The sequence below is a fragment of the Planotetraspora phitsanulokensis genome, assembly GCF_016863295.1.
GTDB lineage: Bacteria > Actinomycetota > Actinomycetes > Streptosporangiales > Streptosporangiaceae > Planotetraspora > Planotetraspora phitsanulokensis.
On the sequence record NZ_BOOP01000007.1, the window covers coordinates 55,657 to 75,339 of the forward strand.

A 19,683-nucleotide genomic window follows, 5' to 3' on the forward strand; every position below is an offset into this window, starting at 1 on the left:
CTACACCGGGGGCATCGGGTCGTACTGCATCATGCGCCTGACCTCCCGGGCGCGTTCCGTCCCCGCCAGCCGCGCGACGACGTGCAGCGCCATGTCGATCCCCGCGGAGACTCCGGAGGACGTGACGATGTCGCCGTCGTCCACGTAGCGGTCGTCGGGCCGCACGTCGATGCTCGGGTCGAGCTCCTTCAGGGTGTCGAGGCTGCCCCAGTGCGTGGTCGCCGGGCGGCCGGCGAGCAGTCCAGCGGCGGCGAAGACGAGCGAGCCGGTGCACACGCTGGTCAGCAACGGCACCCGCTCCCGCTGCTCGCGCACCCACGCCAGCCGGGCGGGGTCGCCGAGGTGCGGGCGCGTGCCCCTTCCCCCCGGATAGACCAGCACGTCGAGCGGCCCGACGTCCGCGTATCCGCGGTCGGCGTGCAGCGTCATGCCCTTCGACGCGAGAACCGGTCCGGCCTCGGCGGCGAACGCGACCACCTCCGCCTCGCCCGGCCATTTGGTCGCCCACATGCCGAACACCTCCCAGGGGCCCACCGCGTCCAACTCCTCGACGTGCTCGAACAACAGGATGCCGATACGTGTCATGTCGACATCCTCGCGCACCGGTTTCTGGTCATCCCACTCGATTTCGCGCGCTTATGACGAGCCAAGGGCGCTTTAGTGGGGAATATCCCGGAAGCGAGCTCTATGCAGGAGATCGCTTCTGCAAAAGTGAGCAAATAACCGCTATCGGCTCCAGAAACCCCACCTGACACGGTGGAAGATAGAAAGGTCGTTTTGCACTCGTGGACCTCACGGGCAGGCCGACCACACCCCGCCACCATGCCGGGGGGTTTCGCACTCGGGGGAGGAACCATGACCGTGGCTCAGACGACAAGGCCGTCACGCACGCGAACGTCCAGCACCTCCAGAACTCGCTCCGCAGTGGCGAAGAGGCCCGCAGTGGCGAAGAGGCCCTCCGGCCACCAGCTCAAGCTCAACCTGCCGTTCATGAGCATCCAGGTCCGCCAGCCGGAAATGCGGATGCCGCACATGGACATGCCTCACATCAGCAAGCGTGAGGTCGGACAGGCCGTGGACATCGCTCGGACGTTCCTCCCCCCGCCTGAGCGCATCGTCTACTACGGCGGCCTGGGCGCGCTCGCCGTCCTCGGGCTCATCGAATGGCCCGTCGCGGCGGCCATCGGCGCCGGGACGATAATCGCTCAGCGCACCAAGATGCAGGAGCGCTGGTCCCCGCTCCGCGCGCAGCGCCCCACACCGCCGAAAACCACGCGAACGGCCGAGAAGGCCGCCGAGGGCGCCGAGGCGCCGGCGGCGCGCAAGCCCGCCGCCCGGCGCACCACCGCGCGCAAGCCGACGGCCGGGGCGGCGAAGCGCACCACCGCCCGGACGACCGCGGGACGCGCCGCAGCCGGACGGACCACGGCCGGACGCGCGACCACCGCCCGCACCGCCGCGGGACGCGCCACCACCGCCCGCACCGCCGCCGGACGGGCCACCACCACCGGACGTGCCGCCGCCGGACGCGCCGCAGCCGGACGGACCACCGCCGGACGTGCGACCACCGCGCGGACGACCACCGCCGGACGTGCCGCCGCCGGACGGACGACCACCGCCCGAACCACGGCCGGCCGCACCACCGCCGGACGCGCCACCACCGGACGTGCGACCACCGCCCGGACGACCACGGGACGCACCACCGCCGCACGGCGCACGACCGGAGGCACGACGACCGGACGCACCACCACGGCCCGCACCACCACCGGCCGCGGCACGGCAGCCGGGCGGACGACCACGGGACGCACCACCGCCGCACGGCGTACGACCGGAGGCACCACCGCTGGACGGACGACCGCGGCGCGAAAGACCCCCGCGCGGACGACCGCACGGCGCACGACCGGAGGCACGACGACCGGGCGCACCAGCACCGGCCGCGCCACCCCCGGGCGCAGTACCGCCCGACGGACGACCACGGGACGGACCGCCACCAGGCGCACCACGACCGGACGCTCGACGAGGCGCACCTCAACGGGACGGACCTCAGCGGCACGCGCCTCCATGGCACGGACGTCGCCCGCGCGCATCAGCACCGGGCGCACCACCGCCACCGCGCGCACGTCGACGGCGCGGACTCCCGCGAGGCGTACCGCGACGGCACGCACGGCAACGGCACGCACCGCCACAGGGCGCACCACGGCGGCGCGGAAGGCCACGGCACGCACCGCGGCCACACGCGGCTCCGCGGCGCGCACCGTGACCATGCGGACCGGGAGCGCGAAGCCGTCCGCCAAGCGGGCGTCGGCCAAGCGCACCACCAAGGTCGGCGAATAGGGGCAGCACGGACCGGCGTGGCCGCGTCCCAGAGTGCGTCCGGGGGGTTTCGGCCCCCAGGTCCGCACCATGGACACGTGACCACGTCGCCTGCCTCCACTGGTCGAGCCGACCTGCTTCACCTGCTTCACCCGCTTCACCCGCTTCACCCGCTTCACCCGCTTCACCCGCTTCACCCGCTTCACCCGCATCACCCGCTTCACCCGCATCACTTGCATCACCCGCAGTACCCGCGTCACCCCGCGTGACCTTCCTGGCCCGATCCGGCTGACCCCGGTCGGGACGTCGAAGGGCTCGGGGGGTGCGCACGCCCACCATCGATCACTCTCCGTGGTCGATCCTGTTCGATCCGTGCCGGGCGGTCATTCGTGATCACCCGGCGTTGTCCACCACGTCCACGATTCGAAATCCGGAGAACGACATGTGGCCGTTCGGCTCGCTGGCCGCCGACTCATTGCTGGCCTTGGTGCCGGACCAGGTCCTCACCCTGGTGCCCGATCCTGTGCTGTCCCTCATACCGCGGGCACGGCGGACGCAGGTGTGCGCCGGCGGGGTGCGGATCAGCCTCCGCGTCATCGGAGGCCCCGGCACCGAGAAGGCGATCTCCGGTCTCGAGACGCGGCTGTGCGACGCGGGGATGGACAGGGCTGAGGTCAACGGCGCCCTCGGCTGCGTCTTCATCGCATGCGATCCCGCGACGGTCGACATGGACAAGCTCCTGCGGATCGTGGAGGAGTTCGACGTCGACGACCCCGACGGCGACCTCGGCGTCGACCAGGCCGGCGAGCAGGAGACCGCCGACCGGCCGTCGGACCCGACCGCCGAGCCGGAGATCGACCCGGCCACCCGGGCCGCCCAGGTCGCCGAGGCCGTCCAAGCCGTGCTCGACGACGCCGCCCGCGCCGAATCGGTCCTCGGCCACGCCCTTGAGGAAGGGGAGTCGGTCGCGGGCGAGGACCTCGCGGAGGCGGTATCGGACGAGGACCTCGCGGAGGCGGCGGCCGTCCTGGACGGCGAGGCGGCCGACGACTGGGAGATGGAAGAAGGCCCCGAGGACGGCGCCGACGAGGGCGTGTGGGCGCGGGACGCGCGCGAGCACCATGCCCGGGCGGCGCTGAGCCTGGCCGGCAGCCTCCTCGGCACCGGGGTGGCCCTCGCGGGACGGGCGACGCGGGTGTGGCGGCTGCCCCCCACCGTTCCCACGTTCCTGCATCTCGCCGAGCACACGCCGCGAGTCCGCCGGGAACTGGAGCAGCGCCTCGGCTCTCCGGGCACGGAGGTGCTGTTCGCGGCGACCCGGCTCGTCGGCCAGACGCTCGGCCAGCGGCCGGCCGGGCTGTTCGTCGACTCGCTCGCCGCGGCCGGCCGGTACGCCGAGGCGCGTGCGGGGCTCGGCGCGTGGGCCCGCCTGGAGGAGGCGTTCGCCACCCACGACGGGGCCTACGCCCACGTCCGAGCGGAGAAGGACCCGCGGCCGGAGTCGCTTCCGCGTGGGCCGATCGAGCGATACTGCGAGATCGCCAGCCCCGCGTCGCTGGCGGCGCACGGCCTCACCCTCGCGGCGAGCCGGAGCCGGGCCCGGGCGCTGTCCGTCCTCATCACGGGGACGCCGAAGTCGGCGCGCGTGGGCCGGGACGCCTTCGCCAGCGCGGTCGGCCGGGCGCTGGCCAAGCGCGGCGGCGTCGTCCTCAACCGGCACGCCCTGCGCCGGATGGACCGTGTGGACACCGTGATCCTGGACGCCGAGACGCTCACCACCGGGTCCTGGACGATCGACGCGGTCGTCCCCCTGACCCCCAGGCTCGACCTCGACGACCTGCACGATCGCCTCTACTCGTTGATCGACCTCACCGACCCCGAGGCCCGGCGCCGCCACGACGGCTGGAAGGCCGAGCCGTACAAGGGGGACGAGGATCTCGCGCAGGTGGCGCAGTGGCGCGCCCAGGGGATCCGGGCCGTCACGGTCACCAAGGGCAGGAGGGCCGTCGCGCTGGTCGGCCTCGCCCCCGAGCTGCACCCGCTGGCCGAGGTGCTGGCCGAGGCGCCGAGCGGCACGTGTGAGGTGTTCCTGGCGGGAGGCCCGTCGTGGCTGGCCCGCCGGCTGCACGTGGCCCAGGTCGCGGGCGGCGACGATCTCACCGGCGCGGTCGTGGACCTGCAGGCCGAGGGCCGCGGCGTGGCCGTGGTCGCCGGCGGGTCCCACCGCGCCCTGCGTCAGGCCGACCTGGGTGTCGGCCTGATCCGGAGGTCTCGTCAGGTGCCCTGGGAGGCGGACGTCCTCGGCGACCTCGGCTGCGCGCATCTGATGCTCGCCTGCCTGCCGGCCGCCCGGCGCGCGAGTGAGCTGGGGGTGCGGCTCGCCGCGGCCTCCGCGGTGGTCGGAGGCGCGCTCGGCATCCTCGGGATGGAACGCACCGCAGTACGGCGGGCTCAGCTCGTGGCCGACGGGACGTCGCTCGCGTCGCTCGTCCTGGGCACGTGGGCGGGGCGGCGCGTGGCGAACGGCGAGACGCCGGTCACGGCCGACCGCACGCCCTGGCACGCGATGTCGGCGCAGGACGTCCTGGCCCGGCTGAACAGCTCCCCCAGCGGGCTGACCGAGGCCGAGGCGGCACTCCGGAGGAAGACGTCCGCGCGGTCCACTCCGGCGGGCCCCGAGTCCCTGGTGAAGGCGTCGGTCGAGGAGCTGGCCAATCCGCTCACCCCGGTGCTCGCGGCGGGTGCGGGGGTCTCCGCGGCCATCGGGTCGGTCCTCGACGCGGTGCTGATCGTCAGCGTGATGGCCGTCAACGCCTTGCTCGGCGGCGCGCAGCGGCGCGATGCCGGCCGGGTGCTGAGCGCCCTGTCGGAGGCCACTGCCGTACGGGTGCGGCTGCGCCGCCCGGACGGCGCCGGAGACGGCGGCCAGACGAGCAACGCCGCGGACCTGGTCCCCGGCGACGTCATCGAGCTTCGGGCGGGCGACGCCGTCCCCGCGGACGCCCGGCTGCTCAAGGCCGTGGGCCTGGAGATCGACGAGTCCACTCTCACCGGGGAGTCGCAACTCGTGAGCAAGGCCGTCGCGCCGACCACGGCTCCTGCGGTCGCCGACCGCAGCTCCATGGTGTACGAGGGCAGCTCGGTCGCGGCGGGTTCCGGCCTCGCGGTGGTCGTGGCGACGGGTGAGGAGACCGAGACGGGCAGGACGGCCAGGCTCGTCCACGGCGGCCCTCCCCCCAGCGGCGTGGAGCTGCGGTTGCGCACGCTGAGCAGCAAGATCGTGCCGATGGCGATCGGCTCCGGGGTGGTCCTGATGGCCGGGGAGCTGCTCCGCGGCGCGTCGTTGTCGCAGGCTCTCGCTCCGGCGGTGAGCCTCGCCGTCGCGGCGGTCCCCGAGGGCCTTCCGTTCGTCGCCACGCTCGCGGAGCTGGCGGCGGCCAAGCGCCTGTCGACGCGGAACACGCTCGTCCGCAACCCGTCCACCATCGAGGCCCTCGGACGGGTCGACGTGCTGTGCTTCGACAAGACGGGCACGCTGACCGAGGGCCACATCAGCCTGCGCCGCGTGTCCGACGGCCGGGTCGAGGGCGGCGCGGGCTCGATGACGCCGCAGTTGCGCCGGGTCGTCGCGGCGGCTCTGCGCGCCGGACCGAAGTTCGAGGGCGGCCGGCTGCTCGCGCACCCCACCGACCGGGCCGTGGTCGAGGGGGCGCAGGGTCTCGGCGTCGGCCCCATCGAGGGGCTGGAGAAGTGGGAGCGGGTCGACGAGATGCCGTTCGAGCCGGCGAGGGGCTTCCACGCGGTGCTGGGCCTGGCCGAGTCGGGGCATCTGCTCAGCGTCAAGGGCGCCCCCGAGGTGGTGCTGACCCGGTGCGCGACCCTGCTCCGCGACGGCGAGGAGGCCGAGCTCGACGAGGACGCCCGGCTCGAGCTGGAGACCGAGGTGGAACGGCTCGCCCTGCAGGGCTACCGGGTCCTCGCCGTGGCGGAGCGGCCCGCTTCCAGCCGCGCGGACCTGGACGAGTCGCGGGTGGACCGGCTGTGCTTCCTCGGATTCCTCGGCATGGCCGATCCCGTGCGCCCGACCGCCGCGCGAAGCGTGCAGGGCCTGATGAAGGCGGGCGTCCGGGTGATCATGCTGACCGGCGACCACCCGAGTACGGCCGAGGCCATCGCGGCCGAGATCGACGCCGTCAACGGCCTGCGGGTCATGACGGGCCCCTCGCTCGACGTGCTCGACGACGAGGAGCTGGTCAAGATCCTTCCTGAGGTGTCGGTGTTCGCGCGGACCACGCCCGCCCACAAGGCCCGCATCGTCGCGGCCCTGCGGCAGTCGGGCAACGTCGTCGCCGTCACCGGGGACGGCGCCAACGACGTGCCCGCGATCCGCCTCGCCGACGTGGGCGTCGCCCTCGGCTCCCGGGCCACGGCGGCGGCCCGGGCCGCCGCCGACATCGTCGTGACCGACGACCGCATCGAGACGATCATCGACGCGATCGTCGAGGGCAGGGCCATGTGGGGCTCGGTCCGCGACGCGCTGGGCATCCTGCTCGGCGGGAACATCGGCGAGATCATCTTCACCGTGGGATCGAGCCTGCTGACCGGCCGCAGCGCTCTGAACGCCCGGCAGCTCCTGCTGGTCAACCTGCTCACGGACATGTTGCCCGCCATGGCGGTCGCCGTACGGCCGCCGAGCGCCGCCAGCCCGGAGAAGGTCCTGGCGGAAGGGCCGGAGAGCTCCCTCGGCACGGCGCTGACCAGGGACATCAACGTGCGCGCCGTGACGACCGCCTCCGCCGCGGGGGCCGCGTGGCTGGCCGCCCGGATGACCGGCACCCGGAGCCGGGCGGACACGGTCGCGCTCGTGGCCCTGGTGTCGGCCCAGCTGCTCAGGACCCTCGGCGCCGGCGGCCGGGACCGCACGGTCACGATCGCCGCGATCTCCTCGATGGCCGCGCTGATGGTCATCGTGTCGACTCCCGGCGTCAGCCAGTTCTTCGGATCACGCCCGATCGGCCCGTTCGGCTGGGGAATCGGGCTCGGATCGGCCGCGGCGGCGGGACTGATGGGCGGCACGGTCGAAAAGACGATCGAGAGGATGTATGGCTGACGACCATCGATCGTTCACCATCGGTTAACCAAATATGTACCGATATGGTCAGTTTTATGCGACACTATGCCGTGGAATGCAAGTTTCCAGCCATGAGGTATCTAGTGTCCGAGTTTCTTAGCGCGATGCTGGCCAGGGCTGTCCTGATGGTGCTGGAGGCGCTGCTCATGCGCCTGATCCAGTCGTTCGTGACGTCCGGCTTCCGTATCAGCTTCCCGCAGGCGGCCTGAGGCTTCACGCCCCGGCCCCGACCAGAGAGACCCGGCCGGGCCTGGATTTCCGTCCAGGCCCGGTTCACAGGCGATTCCACCGTCACTCACAAGTGCGCCCGCCGTCCCGGCCGCGGCCGAGTTCAGATCTTGAATTTCAGCTCTTGAACGCGCCCTTGACCTTGCCTGCGGCGTCCTTGATCTTCTCGCCGGCCTGCTTGGTCCGGCCCTTGCTCTTGTCGGCCCGGCCCTCGGCCTCGAGATCTTCGTGGCCGCTCGCCCGGCCCGCCATCTCCTTGGCCTTTCCCGCGACCTCCTGAGCCTTGTTGCGGATCTTGTCCATGACACTCATCGGTCTTCCCTCCCGGTCATGCGGCTGCAGGACCCCCCTTCCCCTGCTCAGCAGCCCAAACGCGCCGTGGCGGTCCACCTGAATCCCATGATTCCGTCACAATCTGGATCAAACGGATGAACGGGGCGTAAGATGGATATAAGTGTTTAAATCCACGCCTTCAGAAGGGTGGTGTAACAGATGACGCATAGCACTGACATCGGGACGCATCCCGACATCGTGCAGATGCGTGCGCGGTATGAGGCCGCCGCGGCCAATCCCGTCGCTCAGGGAGCCGACGGCCTCGCGCTGCTAAGCGGCATGTACCTCGCGCTCTCGCCCTGGATCGTAGGGTTCAGCGACAGGGGTCCGCTCACCGTCAACAACCTGATCACGGGTCTCGTCGTGACGCTCCTCGCGCTGGGGTACAGCTCGATGTACGGCCGCACCTACGGCATCGCGTGGGTCCTGCCCCTCATCGGGATCTGGACCATCATCGCTCCCTGGGTAATCCGGGGGGACATGGCATCAGCCAGGACCATCTGGAGCAACGTGGTCGTCGGCGCGATCATCCTGGCCCTCGGTCTGGCCACCATGCGCTTCGGCATGGCCAAGCACGACCGGACGGGCCGCGGGTTCGGCAAGCCGAGGATGACCGAGCACACGACGTACGGTCAGGACCGCACGAACTACGGTCAGGACCGTCCAGGCCCGACCTCTCGGACCTGACCCGGTCCGATGACGCCTCTCCGATAGGAGGAGGCATCCGACGTGGGGCATCCGCAGCCGTCCCGGCTCCGGACGCCCCACGGCCGGTTTGAGGAGCCGTTTCCGGAGCGGTCCTCTCGACTACACGGGCCGCGTCAGATCACGCGGTCACCCATATCAGCGTCGGCCGGTCGGCGCCGAACGCCCTCATGACCTCGGCTCCCGCTTCCGGCGCGGTCACCCGGACGCCGTGGCAGCCCATGGCCTCGGCCGCCGCGGCCAGGTCCGCGGGAGGCTGACCGGACGCCCAGGCGGCGTCCGCGGAACCGTCGCCGCCCGCACTCTCCTGACCCCCGGCGACCACCACGGGAAGCGGCAGATCGAGCGCGGCGGCCGCCGCCAGCTCGGTCAGCGCCGACATCGCCCCCTGCTCGTCCAGCACCGCGACCACCGGTGCGCACGGATCCGCGATCTTCGCCCCGACCGCCGCCGGAAGTCCGAACCCGGCGGTCGCGTCGCCGTACAGGAACGCGCCGGGGTGGTAGGCGGGCAGGTTGGACAGCACGCCGTACGTGGAGATCTCCGCCGCGCCCGAGGCGACGACCGCGTCGCGCGGCAGGGCCGCGGCCAGGGCGTCGACGAGTTCGAGCCACTCCGCCCCCTCCGCGCGCGACTCGGCCCGCTTCCGCCGGCGCCATTCGTCGCGGATCTGGTCGCGCACCTTGTCGTCGGCCGGGTCCGGCTCGCCGTCGCCGGCGTAAGGGTCGCCGCCCAGGCGCTCGTCCAGACGCCCGAACAGGCCGCGCAGCGCCTGCGCCGCGTCCGCGACCACGGCCACCTCGGGAACGGCGCCGGTGACGATCTGCGCCGGGTCGAGGTCGATCCGGGCCAGCCTGCCGTAGAGGGGAAGCGGGCCGTTCCACAGGTCCGAGGGGGCGAGTTCGGTGCCGACGACCAGCACGGCGTCAGCCTGTTCCACCAGGTCATGGATCGTGCGGAGGTGCGTGCCCGCACCGAGCGCGAGCGGATGGTTGTCCCAGATAACCCCCTTGCCGCCCGCGGTCGTGACCACGAGCGCGCCGAGCCGTTCGGCCACCGCGCGCAACTCTCCCCCGGCCCCTCGCGCCCCGCCGCCCGCCACGATCACCGGCCGTTCGGCCGCGGAAAGGAGATCGGCGGCCGCGTCCAGGTCCTCGTCCCGCGCCGCCGGTACGGCGAGCCGGATCGGAGTGACGGGCGGGGCGGCCCCGAGCGGCTCCGACAGGTCGGCGGGCACCTCGATGTGCGCGGGCCGGGGACGTCCCGACGTCATCGCCGCGAACGCGCGGGCGACGGCGGCCGGGATCTCCGCCACACTCGCCACCCGGTGGCTATGCGCGGTGACGGCGCCCATCGCCGCCGCCTGGGCGCGGATCGCCTGTCCGCCTCCGCAGGACACGAGCAACACCGGCACGGAGTCGCGATACGCCTGGGCCACCGCGCCCATGGCGTCCAGGGTGGGCGTTCCGGAGGCGAGCAGGCACACGCCCGGCCGGCCGGCGACCCTCGCGTGTCCGTACGCGGCGTGGACCGCCCCCTGCTCACGCCGCATGCTCACGTGCCGGACGCCGAATCCGTGCAGATGACGGTAGGCGGGGAGCCAGTGCGTCCTCGGGGTGCCGAACACGGTGTCCACGCCATGCGCCGCCAGCGCCCGGATCAGCGGCTGTCCCGCCATGGCTCCGTCCGGGCCCACCCGCAAGAGATTGATCTCGATCTCCTCGACGTCCGGCCGCGCGGCAGGGCGCCGCGAGGCCGCGGACACCACCGGCGCGGCGCCTTCCTGGGACCTGTGGGACGCCGGAGGACGTCACCATCGGTCTTGATGGGGAGGGAGGATACGCAACCCCGCGATCACCGCCGCATCCGGGTCCGCCTTCCCGGGAAAGTTGGAGCTACAACTCTTGGGACCTCGGCAACGTCGTCCGCTCGCGGAAGCGCCCGCCCAGTGGAGCCCGGCGCCGCCACAGGCCGTCGACGGCCAGGACCCCGCCGCCGCTGAACGCGATGAGCAGGCACGCTCCCGCGAGCGCCAGCACGTATTCGTAGCCGCCGTTCTCCGAGCTCAGGCCGTGGGGTCCGTGAACGAAGACGATCGCACCGAACATGTCCATCGCCAGCAACGTCGCGAACAGCGGCAGCGCCGCGCCGAGGATCAGGGCGGCCCCGCCGACCAGTTCCAGCAGCGCGACCCCGGGGCCGGCGATCCCGGACAGCGGGATGCCCACGTCCTCGAACATCTGGGCCGTCCGGGCCAGTCCCATGTCGGCGACCTTCATCCAGCCGTGGAAGACGAAGATCACACCGATGATCACCCTGCCGGCGAGCGTCGCTACGCTCCGCGCCCGATCGAACATGACGACTCCCCCGATATCGCGTGTCCCCTGACCGCGGTCCCCCGCTCCGGCGCGGGCACGGCCTGAACCATTCAACGGGGAAGCGGCGCACGTCCGGGGCGCGCAACGCCGTGAGACGGGCGGACCGCTGACGACGGTCCCTGCGACGATGCGGGTATGCGAACGGACATTTCCATCGTCGTGGTCGGAAGCGGAATCGTCGGAGCGAGCGCCGCCTACCATCTCAGCCTCGTCGGCGCCGCCGTGACCCTGGTCGACCGTCCGGCCGCCGGAGAGGCGACCGCGGCGGGCGCGGGCATCCTGTGCCCGTGGGTCGACCACGAGGGCGAGGGCGACTGGTACAGGCTGGCCCTCGACGGCACGCGGTATTACGACCGCCTGATGGAGTCGCTCGCGGAGGACGGCGAGCACGACGCCGGGCACACGAGGACCGGCGCGCTCCTCGTGGCGGACCGGCCGGACGAACTGGGCGGGCTCGAGTCGCTTCTGCGGAGCAGGCGGGCGGCGGCGCCCGACATGGGGTCGGTCTCCGCGGTGGACCGGCCCGAGGACCTCTTCCCCCCGCTGCGTCCCGGCCTGGCCGCGCTGCACATCGAAGGACCCGCCCGCGTCGACGGAAGGGCCGTCCGGGACGCCCTGCTCCGGGCCGCGGCCGGGCGCGGAGCCCGCACGGTCACCGGGACCGCGTCGTTCACGGCGTCGGGCGCGCTGCTGGTCGACGGCTCGCCGCTCGCGGCGGACGCCGTCGTCGTGGCGGCAGGGGCGTGGGCCGGCGAGCTGTGCGGGCCTCTCGGGCTCGAGGTCGCCGTCGGGGCGCGCCGGGGTCAGATCGCGCACACGGAGCTGCCCGGGGCCGACACGTCGGGCTGGCCGATCGTGCTGCCCCGGCGCGGGCCGTACATGCTGGGCTTCCCCGGCTCGCGCGTGGTGCTCGGAGCCACGGTCGAAGACGCCGGGTTCGACGCCCGGGTGACAGCCGGGGGCATCGGCGAGGTGCTCGCGACCGGTGTGGAGCTCGCGCCCGGGCTCGCGGCAGCGACGCTCCTCGAGACACGCGTGGGGCTCCGCCCGGTGACGTCGGACGGCCTGCCCCTCATCGGGCCACTCACCGGCGGCGTCGTGCTGGCCACGGGGCTCAGCGCCTACGGCCTGACCGCCGGGCCGTACGCCGGGCTGCTCGCGGCGCATCTCGCTTTGGGGGAGGCCACGCCGTCCGACGTGAGCGCGTTCTCACCGCACCGGCCCGTGGCGGATCACGACGGCTGAGACGTCTCCGCACCAGGACGCCTCACGGCGGGCGTCTATCCTCGAAACACCCGCGCGTGCCTCCCCGGACGCATCCCATACGGCACGCGCGCGAACCTCCCCAGAGGAAGGACCGTGCCGATGACAACCCCCGTCGCGAGCCCGGTGGACTTCGCCGCCTACGGCGACTACTCGTTGAAAGCGCCCGTCCGCGAGGACGGCTCGTTCGTACGACCCCTGTACCGCTTCCAGGGGCGGATCACCGCGGACGGAGAGAGCGGCTACCGCGCCCAGCCCGGCCGGTACCACCTCTACGTGTCGTACGCCTGCCCGTGGGCGCACCGGACGATGATCGTGCGGTCCCTGCTGGGCCTGGAGGACGTCGTGAGCCTGTCGGTCGTCGACCCGGTCCGCGACGGCCGCGGCTGGGCCTTCCGGGAGGGCCCTGGGCACGGGCCGGACGAGCTCAACGGCTTCACCCTGCTCCGCGCGGCCTACGAGGCGACGGAGCCCGGCTACGACGGCCACGTGTCGGTGCCCGTGTTGTGGGACCGCGAGAGCGGCCGGATCGTCAGCAACAACTTCCCCGACATCACCATCGACCTGGGCACCCAGTTCGCCGAGTGGGCCGACCCGGAGGTCGACCTGTACCCGGCCGCGCTGCGCGCCGACATCGACGCCCTCAACGAGCAGGTCTACGCGACCGTCAACAACGGCGTGTACCGCTGCGGCTTCGCGACGAGCCAGGAGGCGTACGACTCGGCCGTGTCCGCGCTGTTCTCCACCCTCGGAGAGCTGGAGCTGCGCCTGGTCGATCGCCGCTACCTGTTCGGCGACCGGATCACCGAGGCCGACGTCCGGCTGTGGGTGACGCTGGCCAGGTTCGACAGCGTGTACGTCACCCACTTCAAGGCCAACATCCGCCGCCTGGTCGACCAGCCCAACCTGTGGCGTTACGCGCGCGACCTCTACCGGCTCCCGGCCTTCGGCGGGACCACCGACTTCGACCACATCAAGCGGCACTACTACGGCACCCATCCCGGGATCAACCCGACCCGCGTCGTTCCGGCGGGGCCGATCCTCGACTGGTCCCTACAGCGGTCGCAGTAGTCGCGGCCGGTACGTGGGGACGACGAGCGTGGTGCGGGGCGGCCCTAGCGTGGACGGGTGCACCACCTGAGAGCGTCCCTGAAAGAGGCACTGCGGGCGCGGCCGTACATCTTCGACACCGCCGTGGCCGTCTGCGTGTACGCGGTCATCCTCACGGCGTCGTCCGCCAGGCCCCGCCCGCGGCCGGAGCTGACGCCGGGACTGGCGGTGGCCGCACTGGTGGTGTGCGGCGCCCTCGCGTTCCGGCGGCGGTGGCCGCTCGGCGTCCTCGCCGTCACCGTGACGGGGACCGTCGTGTACGACGCGGCCACGTCGTCCCAAAGCCCTCTGATCGTCGTCGCGATGGTGGCCACGCTGTCCACCGCGACACTCGTGCCGCGCAGAACCGCGTGGACCGCGGGCACGGCGGGCGCGCTCGCACTGGCGGCGAGCCGCGTGTTCACCTCCGGGGAGGCCTGGCTCCATCCCGAGGTCGTCGGGCTGATCGCCTGGATGGGCATGGCGACCGCGGCGGGCGACGCGCTGCGCAGCCGGCGCGCCTATGTGGCCGCCGTCGAGGAGCGGGCGCGCCGCGCCGAGCAGACCCGGGAGGAAGAAGCCGAGCGCAGGGTGATGGAGGAGCGTCTGCGCATCGCCAGGGAGCTTCACGACGTGCTCGCGCACCACATCGCCCTCATCAACGTCCAGTCGCAGGTCGCCGCGCACGTGCTCGACGACGAACCCGACCAGGCGCGCGAGGCGCTCGGCCACATCAGGCTCGCCGGCCGCGCCGCCCTGGAGGAGCTGCGGACCACTGTGGGCCTGCTCCGCCGTCCGGGCAGTCCGGACGAGCCGCCCGGCGAACTGGTCACCGAGCCGGCGCCTGGGCTGGACCGGCTCGCCGACCTGATCGGCTCGTTCACGGCGGCCGGGCTGGCCGTCGACTTCCGGACGGAGGGCGATCCGCGCCCGCTCCCCGCGCCGGTGGAGCTCGCCGCCTTCCGGGTGACGCAGGAGGCGCTGACCAACGTCAGCAAGCACGCCCCGCGTGCCCGTGCCACCGTTCGGATCGTCTACAGGCCGCGGGATCTCGTGGTGGACGTCGCCGACGACGGAGGCCCGCTCAAGGCGCCCGCCGGCGCCGGTCACGCGGGCCACGGGCTGGTCGGCATGCGCGAACGCGCCCTGTCCGTGGGCGGGACGTTCACCACCGGCCCGTCGGTGACGGGCGGCTTCCGGGTGCTGGCCGTGCTCCCCGCGGCCCTGGGGGTGAGCTCGCCGTGACGGGGACCACCCCGATCCGCATCGTGATCGCCGACGACCAGGCGCTGGTCAGGGCGGGGTTCCAGATCCTCGTCGACACCGCGCCCGACCTCACGGTGGTGGGCCAGGCGGCCACCGGCGACGAGGCCGTACGGCTCGCGCGGTCGACCCGGGCCGACGTCGTGCTGATGGACATCCGCATGCCCGGGATGGACGGCTTGGCCGCGACCCGGGCGATCACCTCGGACGGCGAGCTCTCCGCGGTCAAGGTGCTGGTGCTGACCACCTTCGAGATCGACGAGTACGTGTTCGCCGCGCTGCGGGCGGGAGCGAGCGGGTTCCTCGGCAAGAGCGTGGAGGCCGGCGAGCTCCACGACGCGATCCGGCTGATCGCGCGCGGCGACTCCCTGCTGTCGCCGGTGGCGACCAAGACTCTGATCGCCCGGTTCCTCGCCGGTCCGGCGTCCACCGTGGAGCACGTGCCCGAGGACCTCGACTCCCTCACCGACCGCGAACGCGAGGTCATGACGCTCGTGGCGGCCGGCCTGACCAACGACGAGATCGCCGACCTCCTCGGCATCAGCAGGACGACGGCGAAGACGCACGTCAACCGGGCGATGCTCAAGCTCGGCGCGCACGACCGCGCGCAGCTGGTCATCATCGCGTACGAGACCGGGCTGGTGCGCCCGGGATCCCGGTGACGCGGCCTCCGGTGTAACCGCCGGAGAGCGGTACTGCGATCGCGGTACCCGAAGACCGTCCTCGCGTCGGACGAGCAGGCTCCCGGCGCGCGCGAGCCTTGATGCGTCACGACGGGCAGCCGTCGCCCCCGGGCCGCAATCGCATGAGCCCCGGGTCCCATGAAGAGAAGTGGAACGATGTCCTTTCTGGCCAGATTGAGCCTCGCCAACCGGGGGCTGGTCGCGCTCCTGACCATCATGGTGGTCGGGTTCGGCGCGTACACGATCCCGGCGATCAAGCAGCAGCTGCTGCCCTCGATATCCCTGCCCTCCGTGTCGGTCGTGTCGTCGTACCCCGGGGTGGCGCCGCAGATCGTCGAGGAGCAGGTGACCATGCCGCTGGAGGACGCGGTCCGCGGCCTGGCGGGAGTCACCGGGGTCACCTCGATATCCAGGGAGTCCGGCTCGACGGTCGGGGTGGCGTTCGACTTCGGCGCCGACATCGACGCCGCGCAGGCCCAGATCCAGCAGGCGATCGGCCGGGTCTCCGCGCAACTGCCCGACGGAGTCGAGCCCCAGGTCCTCGCCGGAAGCACGGACGACCTCCCGGTCGTCCAGCTCGCCGCCGGCTCGACCGGGGACCAGCGGGCGCTCGCGGCGAAGCTGAACTCGCAGGTCGCCCCGGCGCTCAGCGGGATCGACGGGGTCAGGGACGTGTCCGTCAGCGGCGCGCGCGACCAGGTCGTCACCGTCACGCCGGACGACGACGAGCTGGCCCGCCACGGGTTGACCGCGGCGGCCGTCACGAGCGCCATCCAGGCGGCCGGCTCCTCCGCGCCCGCCGGCACCCTGACCCAGTCGGACCGGACGCTGACCGTGCAGGTGGGCAAGGGCTTCACCGGCGTGGACGACCTGAAGAACCTCTACCTCACCGCCGCGCCGGCGGCCTCGGCCGGTGGGACCGCCGGTCCGCCCGCGGGTCGTCTGACGGGGCGCCGGACGGCCGCCCCCGCGCCGGTGCGGCTCGGCGACGTCGCGAAGGTCTCCCTCGGCCTCGCCGACTCCACCACGCTGACCAGGACGAACGGCAAGCCGAGCCTGGCCGTGTCGATCACGATGAAGTCGGGCGGCAACGCGGTGTCCATCTCGGACGCGGTCCGGTCGAAGCTGCCCGAGCTCACCCGGACGCTCGGCGGGGACGCCCAGCTCACCGTGGTGTTCGACCAGGCGCCCTCCGTGCGGGAGGCCATCGAGAGCCTGACCACCGAAGGACTGCTCGGCCTGGTGATGGCCGTCCTGGTCATCCTCGTGTTCCTCCTGTCGATCCGCTCGACGATCGTGACGGCGTTGTCGATCCCGCTGTCGGTGCTCATCGCGCTGATCGCCCTGTGGGCCCGGGACTACTCGCTGAACATGCTGACCCTCGGCGCACTGACCATCGCGATCGGCCGCGTCGTGGACGACTCGATCGTGGTGCTGGAGAACATCAAGCGCCACCTGTCGTACGGCGAGGCCAAGCGGCAGGCGGTGGAGAACGCCGTCCGCGAGGTGGCGGGCGCAGTGACCGCGTCGACGCTGACGACGGTCGCGGTCTTTCTGCCGATCGCGTTCACGGGCGGTCTCGTCGGCGAGCTCTTCAGCCCGTTCGCGGTCACGGTGACCGTCGCGCTGCTGGCCTCGCTGCTCGTGGCCCTCACCATGGTCCCGGTGCTCGCCTACTGGTTCATGAAGGCGCCGCGGGGCGCCGACGCGGAGACGATCCGGGTCCAGGCCGAGGAGCGGGAGCGGAACGGATGGCTCCAGCGGGCGTACGTCCCGGTCATCCGATACGCGACCGAGCACAGGCTCAGGATCGTGGCCGCGGCTCTGGTCGTCTTCGTGGGGACGCTCGCCCTCGTCCCCCGGATCCACACGAGTTTCATCGACCAGTCCGGCCAGGCGACGATCAACATCACTCAGACCTTGCCGGTCGGCACGTCCCTCGCGACCGCGGACGCGAAGGCCAAGCAGGTCGAGCAGGTGGTCACGAGCACGAAGGCGGTCGAGTCCTACCAGGTCACCGTCGGCGGGAGGAACAACCTCGGCCCCGGAGCCAACTCCGGCGGAGGCGGAGCGGCCCGCGCGGGCTACTCCCTCACGCTCAAGGAGGGCAGCGACACCGCCGCGGTCGAGACCTCGCTGCGCGACCGCATCGGCAAGCTGCCCGAGATCGGCGAGATCCAGGTAGGGCAGTCCGGCGGTCTCGGCGGCGACGGGCTCGAGGTCGTGGTCCAGGCCGCCGAGCAGGACGCCCTCGCGGCCGCGACGAAGCAGGTACAGCAGGCCATGACCGGGATGCCCGGCGTGACCGAGGTGACCACCACCATTGCCGACACCGCCCCTCGGGTCGAGGTGACGGTGGACCGGAAGAAGGCCGCCGCGCGTGGGCTCACGGAGATCGCCGTCGGGCAGGCGGTGACGCAGGCGCTGCGCGGCAGCACCGTCACGCAGCTGAACCTCGACGGAGGGACCGCCGCCGTGATCGTGCGGCCGGTCGGCACCCCCGCGTCGCTGACCGCGCTCCGGAACCTCACGCTCGTCGGCACGACCACCGTCTCCGACGTGGCGACCGTCCGCGAGGTCGAGGGGCCGGTGTCCCTCACGCGCATCGACGGCAAGCGGAGCGCCACCGTGTCCGGCAAGGCCGGCGGCTCCGACCTCGGCGCCACTTCGACCGAGCTGAAGAAGCGGCTCGAGGCGCTCACGTTGCCGGGCGGCGCCACCTACGAGATCGGCGGTGTCAGCGCGGACCAGGAGGAGGCGTTCGGCAGCCTCGGTCTCGCCCTGGTCGCGGCGGTGGCGCTCGTGTTCCTCATCATGGTGGCCACCTTCCGCAGCCTGATCCAGCCGCTGGTGCTCCTGGTCTCCATCCCGTTCGCCGCGACGGGCGCGCTCGGGCTGCTGCTGATCACCGGCACGTCGCTCGGTCTGGCCGCGATGATCGGCATGCTGATGCTCGTCGGCATCGTGGTGACCAACGCCATCGTCCTGCTCGACCTGATCAACCAGTACCGGGACCAGGGCATGTCCCTGCACGAGGCCGTGGTCGAGGGCGGCAGGAGGCGGTTGCGCCCGATCCTGATGACCGCTCTGGCCACCATCTTCGCGCTGCTGCCCATGGCCCTCGGCATCACCGGGGGCGGCGGATTCATCTCCAAGCCACTCGCCGTCGTGGTGATCGGCGGCCTGGTCAGCTCCACGGTGCTCACGCTCATCCTGGTCCCGACCCTCTACACCATGGTCGAGAACCGCAAGGAGAGGCGGCGGCTCCGGCGTGCCGTACCGCCGGTTGCGGAGCGGACCCCCGAGCCCGTGGGCACCGCGGCGGGTTAGGGACCGATCGCGGCCGTGCCGGGCACATGCTGATCCACGAGATCGAGCAGCGCGCGCACGGCCGCGTTCGGCCGCCGCGTCGAGACTGTCGCCACCGAGAGCGACCAGGTCAGCGTGACGTCGGAGAGGCTCAGGACGGCCAGGTCACGGGCGTCCGGCACGGCGAACTCCGGGAGGAAGGCGATGCCGAGGCCGTGCCGTACGAACGCGGCCCCCGTGGCGATGTCGTGGACCTCAGCCGTGACGCGGCGCTCGGCTCCCGCCGCCGCGAACGCGCGGTCGACGATCGCGCGGTTGCCGTATCCGGGCGGGAAGTCGATGAACTCCTCGTCCACGAGACGGGTGAGCGGGACGCTCCGCTCACTCGCGAGCGGGTGGTCGGCGCGCACCACGAGCACCAGCGGAACCGCCGCGAGCCGCCGCAGGGCCACCCCCGTGGGCGGAGGCCCCGGCAACGACAGGAAGGCCACGTCGAGCTCACCGGACACCAGCGCCTGCGCGAGCCCCGAGGAGCCGCTCGGCGCCACGCGAATGCGGATCGTCACCCCCGGGTGCTCGCGGCGGAATTGGCCGAGAAGCCCGGGCAGGTCGACGATCGGGACGGAGGTCATGCTGCCGATGTTCACCGTCCCCCGCAGTCCCTGGCCGACGGCCTGCACCGCCTCGCGCGCCGCCCGGGCCGCGTCGAGGGTCGCGCGGGCCTCGGGGAGGAGGGCGGCGCCCGCGTCCGACAGCACCACCCGCTGAGAGGTCCGGTCGAAGAGCGTGACGCCCATCTCGCGCTCCAGGGACCGGATGGCCGCCGAGACCCCCGACTGTACGACGTGCAGCCGGCGCGACGCCCGGGTGAAGTTGAGCTCCTCCGCGACCGCGACGAAGTACTCCAGGTGACGTAACTCCATGACCCAAGTATCACGGGGAGAGATGGAGCCAAGCAGGAACAGTCATTGGACGCGATCGCTTCCCG

Annotated in this window: 15 protein-coding genes; 8 read left to right on the forward strand and 7 right to left on the reverse strand. The window is 72.5% G+C overall.

What is annotated here, in order from left to right:
• From Pph01_RS09295 to Pph01_RS42695, 3 genes are all read right to left on the reverse strand, one after another.
• A complete protein-coding gene (locus tag Pph01_RS09295) occupies positions 1-585 on the reverse strand; it encodes a DJ-1/PfpI family protein (protein WP_204072598.1) in 585 nt (194 codons plus the stop codon).
• A 281-nt stretch (positions 586-866) separates the two neighbouring features.
• Positions 867-1,040: a hypothetical protein gene (locus tag Pph01_RS09300; RefSeq protein WP_204072599.1), complete on the reverse strand. Its 174-nt coding sequence runs from the start codon at positions 1,038-1,040 to the stop codon at positions 867-869.
• A gap of 165 nt (positions 1,041-1,205) precedes the next feature.
• Positions 1,206-2,573 carry a hypothetical protein gene (locus Pph01_RS42695; protein ID WP_239116544.1) on the reverse strand — a complete coding sequence of 456 codons (1,368 nt, stop codon included), beginning with the start codon at positions 2,571-2,573 and terminating at the stop codon, positions 1,206-1,208.
• A 62-nt stretch (positions 2,574-2,635) separates the two neighbouring features.
• On the opposite strand from Pph01_RS42695, the gene Pph01_RS09310 reads away from it, so the two are divergent.
• Positions 2,636-7,423, forward strand: a complete 4,788-nt coding sequence (locus Pph01_RS09310; protein WP_239116545.1) for a cation-translocating P-type ATPase — start codon at positions 2,636-2,638, stop codon at positions 7,421-7,423.
• Positions 7,424-7,527: 104 nt separating this feature from the next.
• Positions 7,528-7,653: a hypothetical protein gene (locus Pph01_RS43285; RefSeq protein WP_275412810.1), complete on the forward strand. Its 126-nt coding sequence runs from the start codon at positions 7,528-7,530 to the stop codon at positions 7,651-7,653.
• A 136-nt stretch (positions 7,654-7,789) separates the two neighbouring features.
• Here the strand turns inward: Pph01_RS43285 and Pph01_RS09315 are convergent, their stop codons facing one another.
• Positions 7,790-7,984 carry a CsbD family protein gene (locus Pph01_RS09315; protein ID WP_204072601.1) on the reverse strand — a complete coding sequence of 65 codons (195 nt, stop codon included), beginning with the start codon at positions 7,982-7,984 and terminating at the stop codon, positions 7,790-7,792.
• A gap of 180 nt (positions 7,985-8,164) precedes the next feature.
• On the opposite strand from Pph01_RS09315, the gene Pph01_RS09320 reads away from it, so the two are divergent.
• Positions 8,165-8,692: an SPW repeat protein gene (locus Pph01_RS09320; protein ID WP_204072602.1), complete on the forward strand. Its 528-nt coding sequence runs from the start codon at positions 8,165-8,167 to the stop codon at positions 8,690-8,692.
• Between the two features lie 139 nt (positions 8,693-8,831).
• On the opposite strand, the gene Pph01_RS09325 is transcribed toward Pph01_RS09320, so the two are convergent.
• Positions 8,832-10,478: a thiamine pyrophosphate-binding protein gene (locus Pph01_RS09325; RefSeq protein WP_239116546.1), complete on the reverse strand. Its 1,647-nt coding sequence runs from the start codon at positions 10,476-10,478 to the stop codon at positions 8,832-8,834.
• Positions 10,479-10,605: 127 nt separating this feature from the next.
• Positions 10,606-11,067: a DoxX family protein gene (locus Pph01_RS09330; protein WP_204072603.1), complete on the reverse strand. Its 462-nt coding sequence runs from the start codon at positions 11,065-11,067 to the stop codon at positions 10,606-10,608.
• Positions 11,068-11,223: 156 nt separating this feature from the next.
• Between Pph01_RS09330 and Pph01_RS09335 the strand changes: the two genes are divergently transcribed.
• From Pph01_RS09335 to Pph01_RS09355, 5 genes are all read left to right on the forward strand, one after another.
• The gene (locus Pph01_RS09335; RefSeq protein ID WP_204072604.1) at positions 11,224-12,333 is read left to right on the forward strand and encodes an NAD(P)/FAD-dependent oxidoreductase; all 1,110 of its coding nucleotides are present in this window, start codon (positions 11,224-11,226) and stop codon (positions 12,331-12,333) included.
• A 120-nt stretch (positions 12,334-12,453) separates the two neighbouring features.
• Positions 12,454-13,422: a glutathione S-transferase family protein gene (locus tag Pph01_RS09340; protein WP_204072605.1), complete on the forward strand. Its 969-nt coding sequence runs from the start codon at positions 12,454-12,456 to the stop codon at positions 13,420-13,422.
• Positions 13,423-13,479: 57 nt separating this feature from the next.
• Positions 13,480-14,685: a sensor histidine kinase gene (locus Pph01_RS09345; protein ID WP_204072606.1), complete on the forward strand. Its 1,206-nt coding sequence runs from the start codon at positions 13,480-13,482 to the stop codon at positions 14,683-14,685.
• On the forward strand, positions 14,682-15,365 hold the full coding sequence (locus tag Pph01_RS09350) for a response regulator transcription factor (protein WP_239116547.1): 684 nt from the start codon (positions 14,682-14,684) through the stop codon (positions 15,363-15,365). Before Pph01_RS09345 ends, Pph01_RS09350 begins: the two co-directional genes overlap by 4 nt.
• 177 nt (positions 15,366-15,542) lie before the next feature.
• Complete coding sequence (locus Pph01_RS09355) at positions 15,543-18,716, forward strand: efflux RND transporter permease subunit (RefSeq protein ID WP_204072607.1); 3,174 nt, start codon at positions 15,543-15,545, stop codon at positions 18,714-18,716.
• Here Pph01_RS09355 and Pph01_RS09360 read toward each other — a convergent pair.
• A complete protein-coding gene (locus Pph01_RS09360) occupies positions 18,713-19,618 on the reverse strand; it encodes a LysR family transcriptional regulator (RefSeq protein WP_204072608.1) in 906 nt (301 codons plus the stop codon). The two genes, Pph01_RS09355 and Pph01_RS09360, sit on opposite strands and share 4 nt — an antisense overlap.
• Between the last annotated feature and the right edge of the window lie 65 nt (positions 19,619-19,683).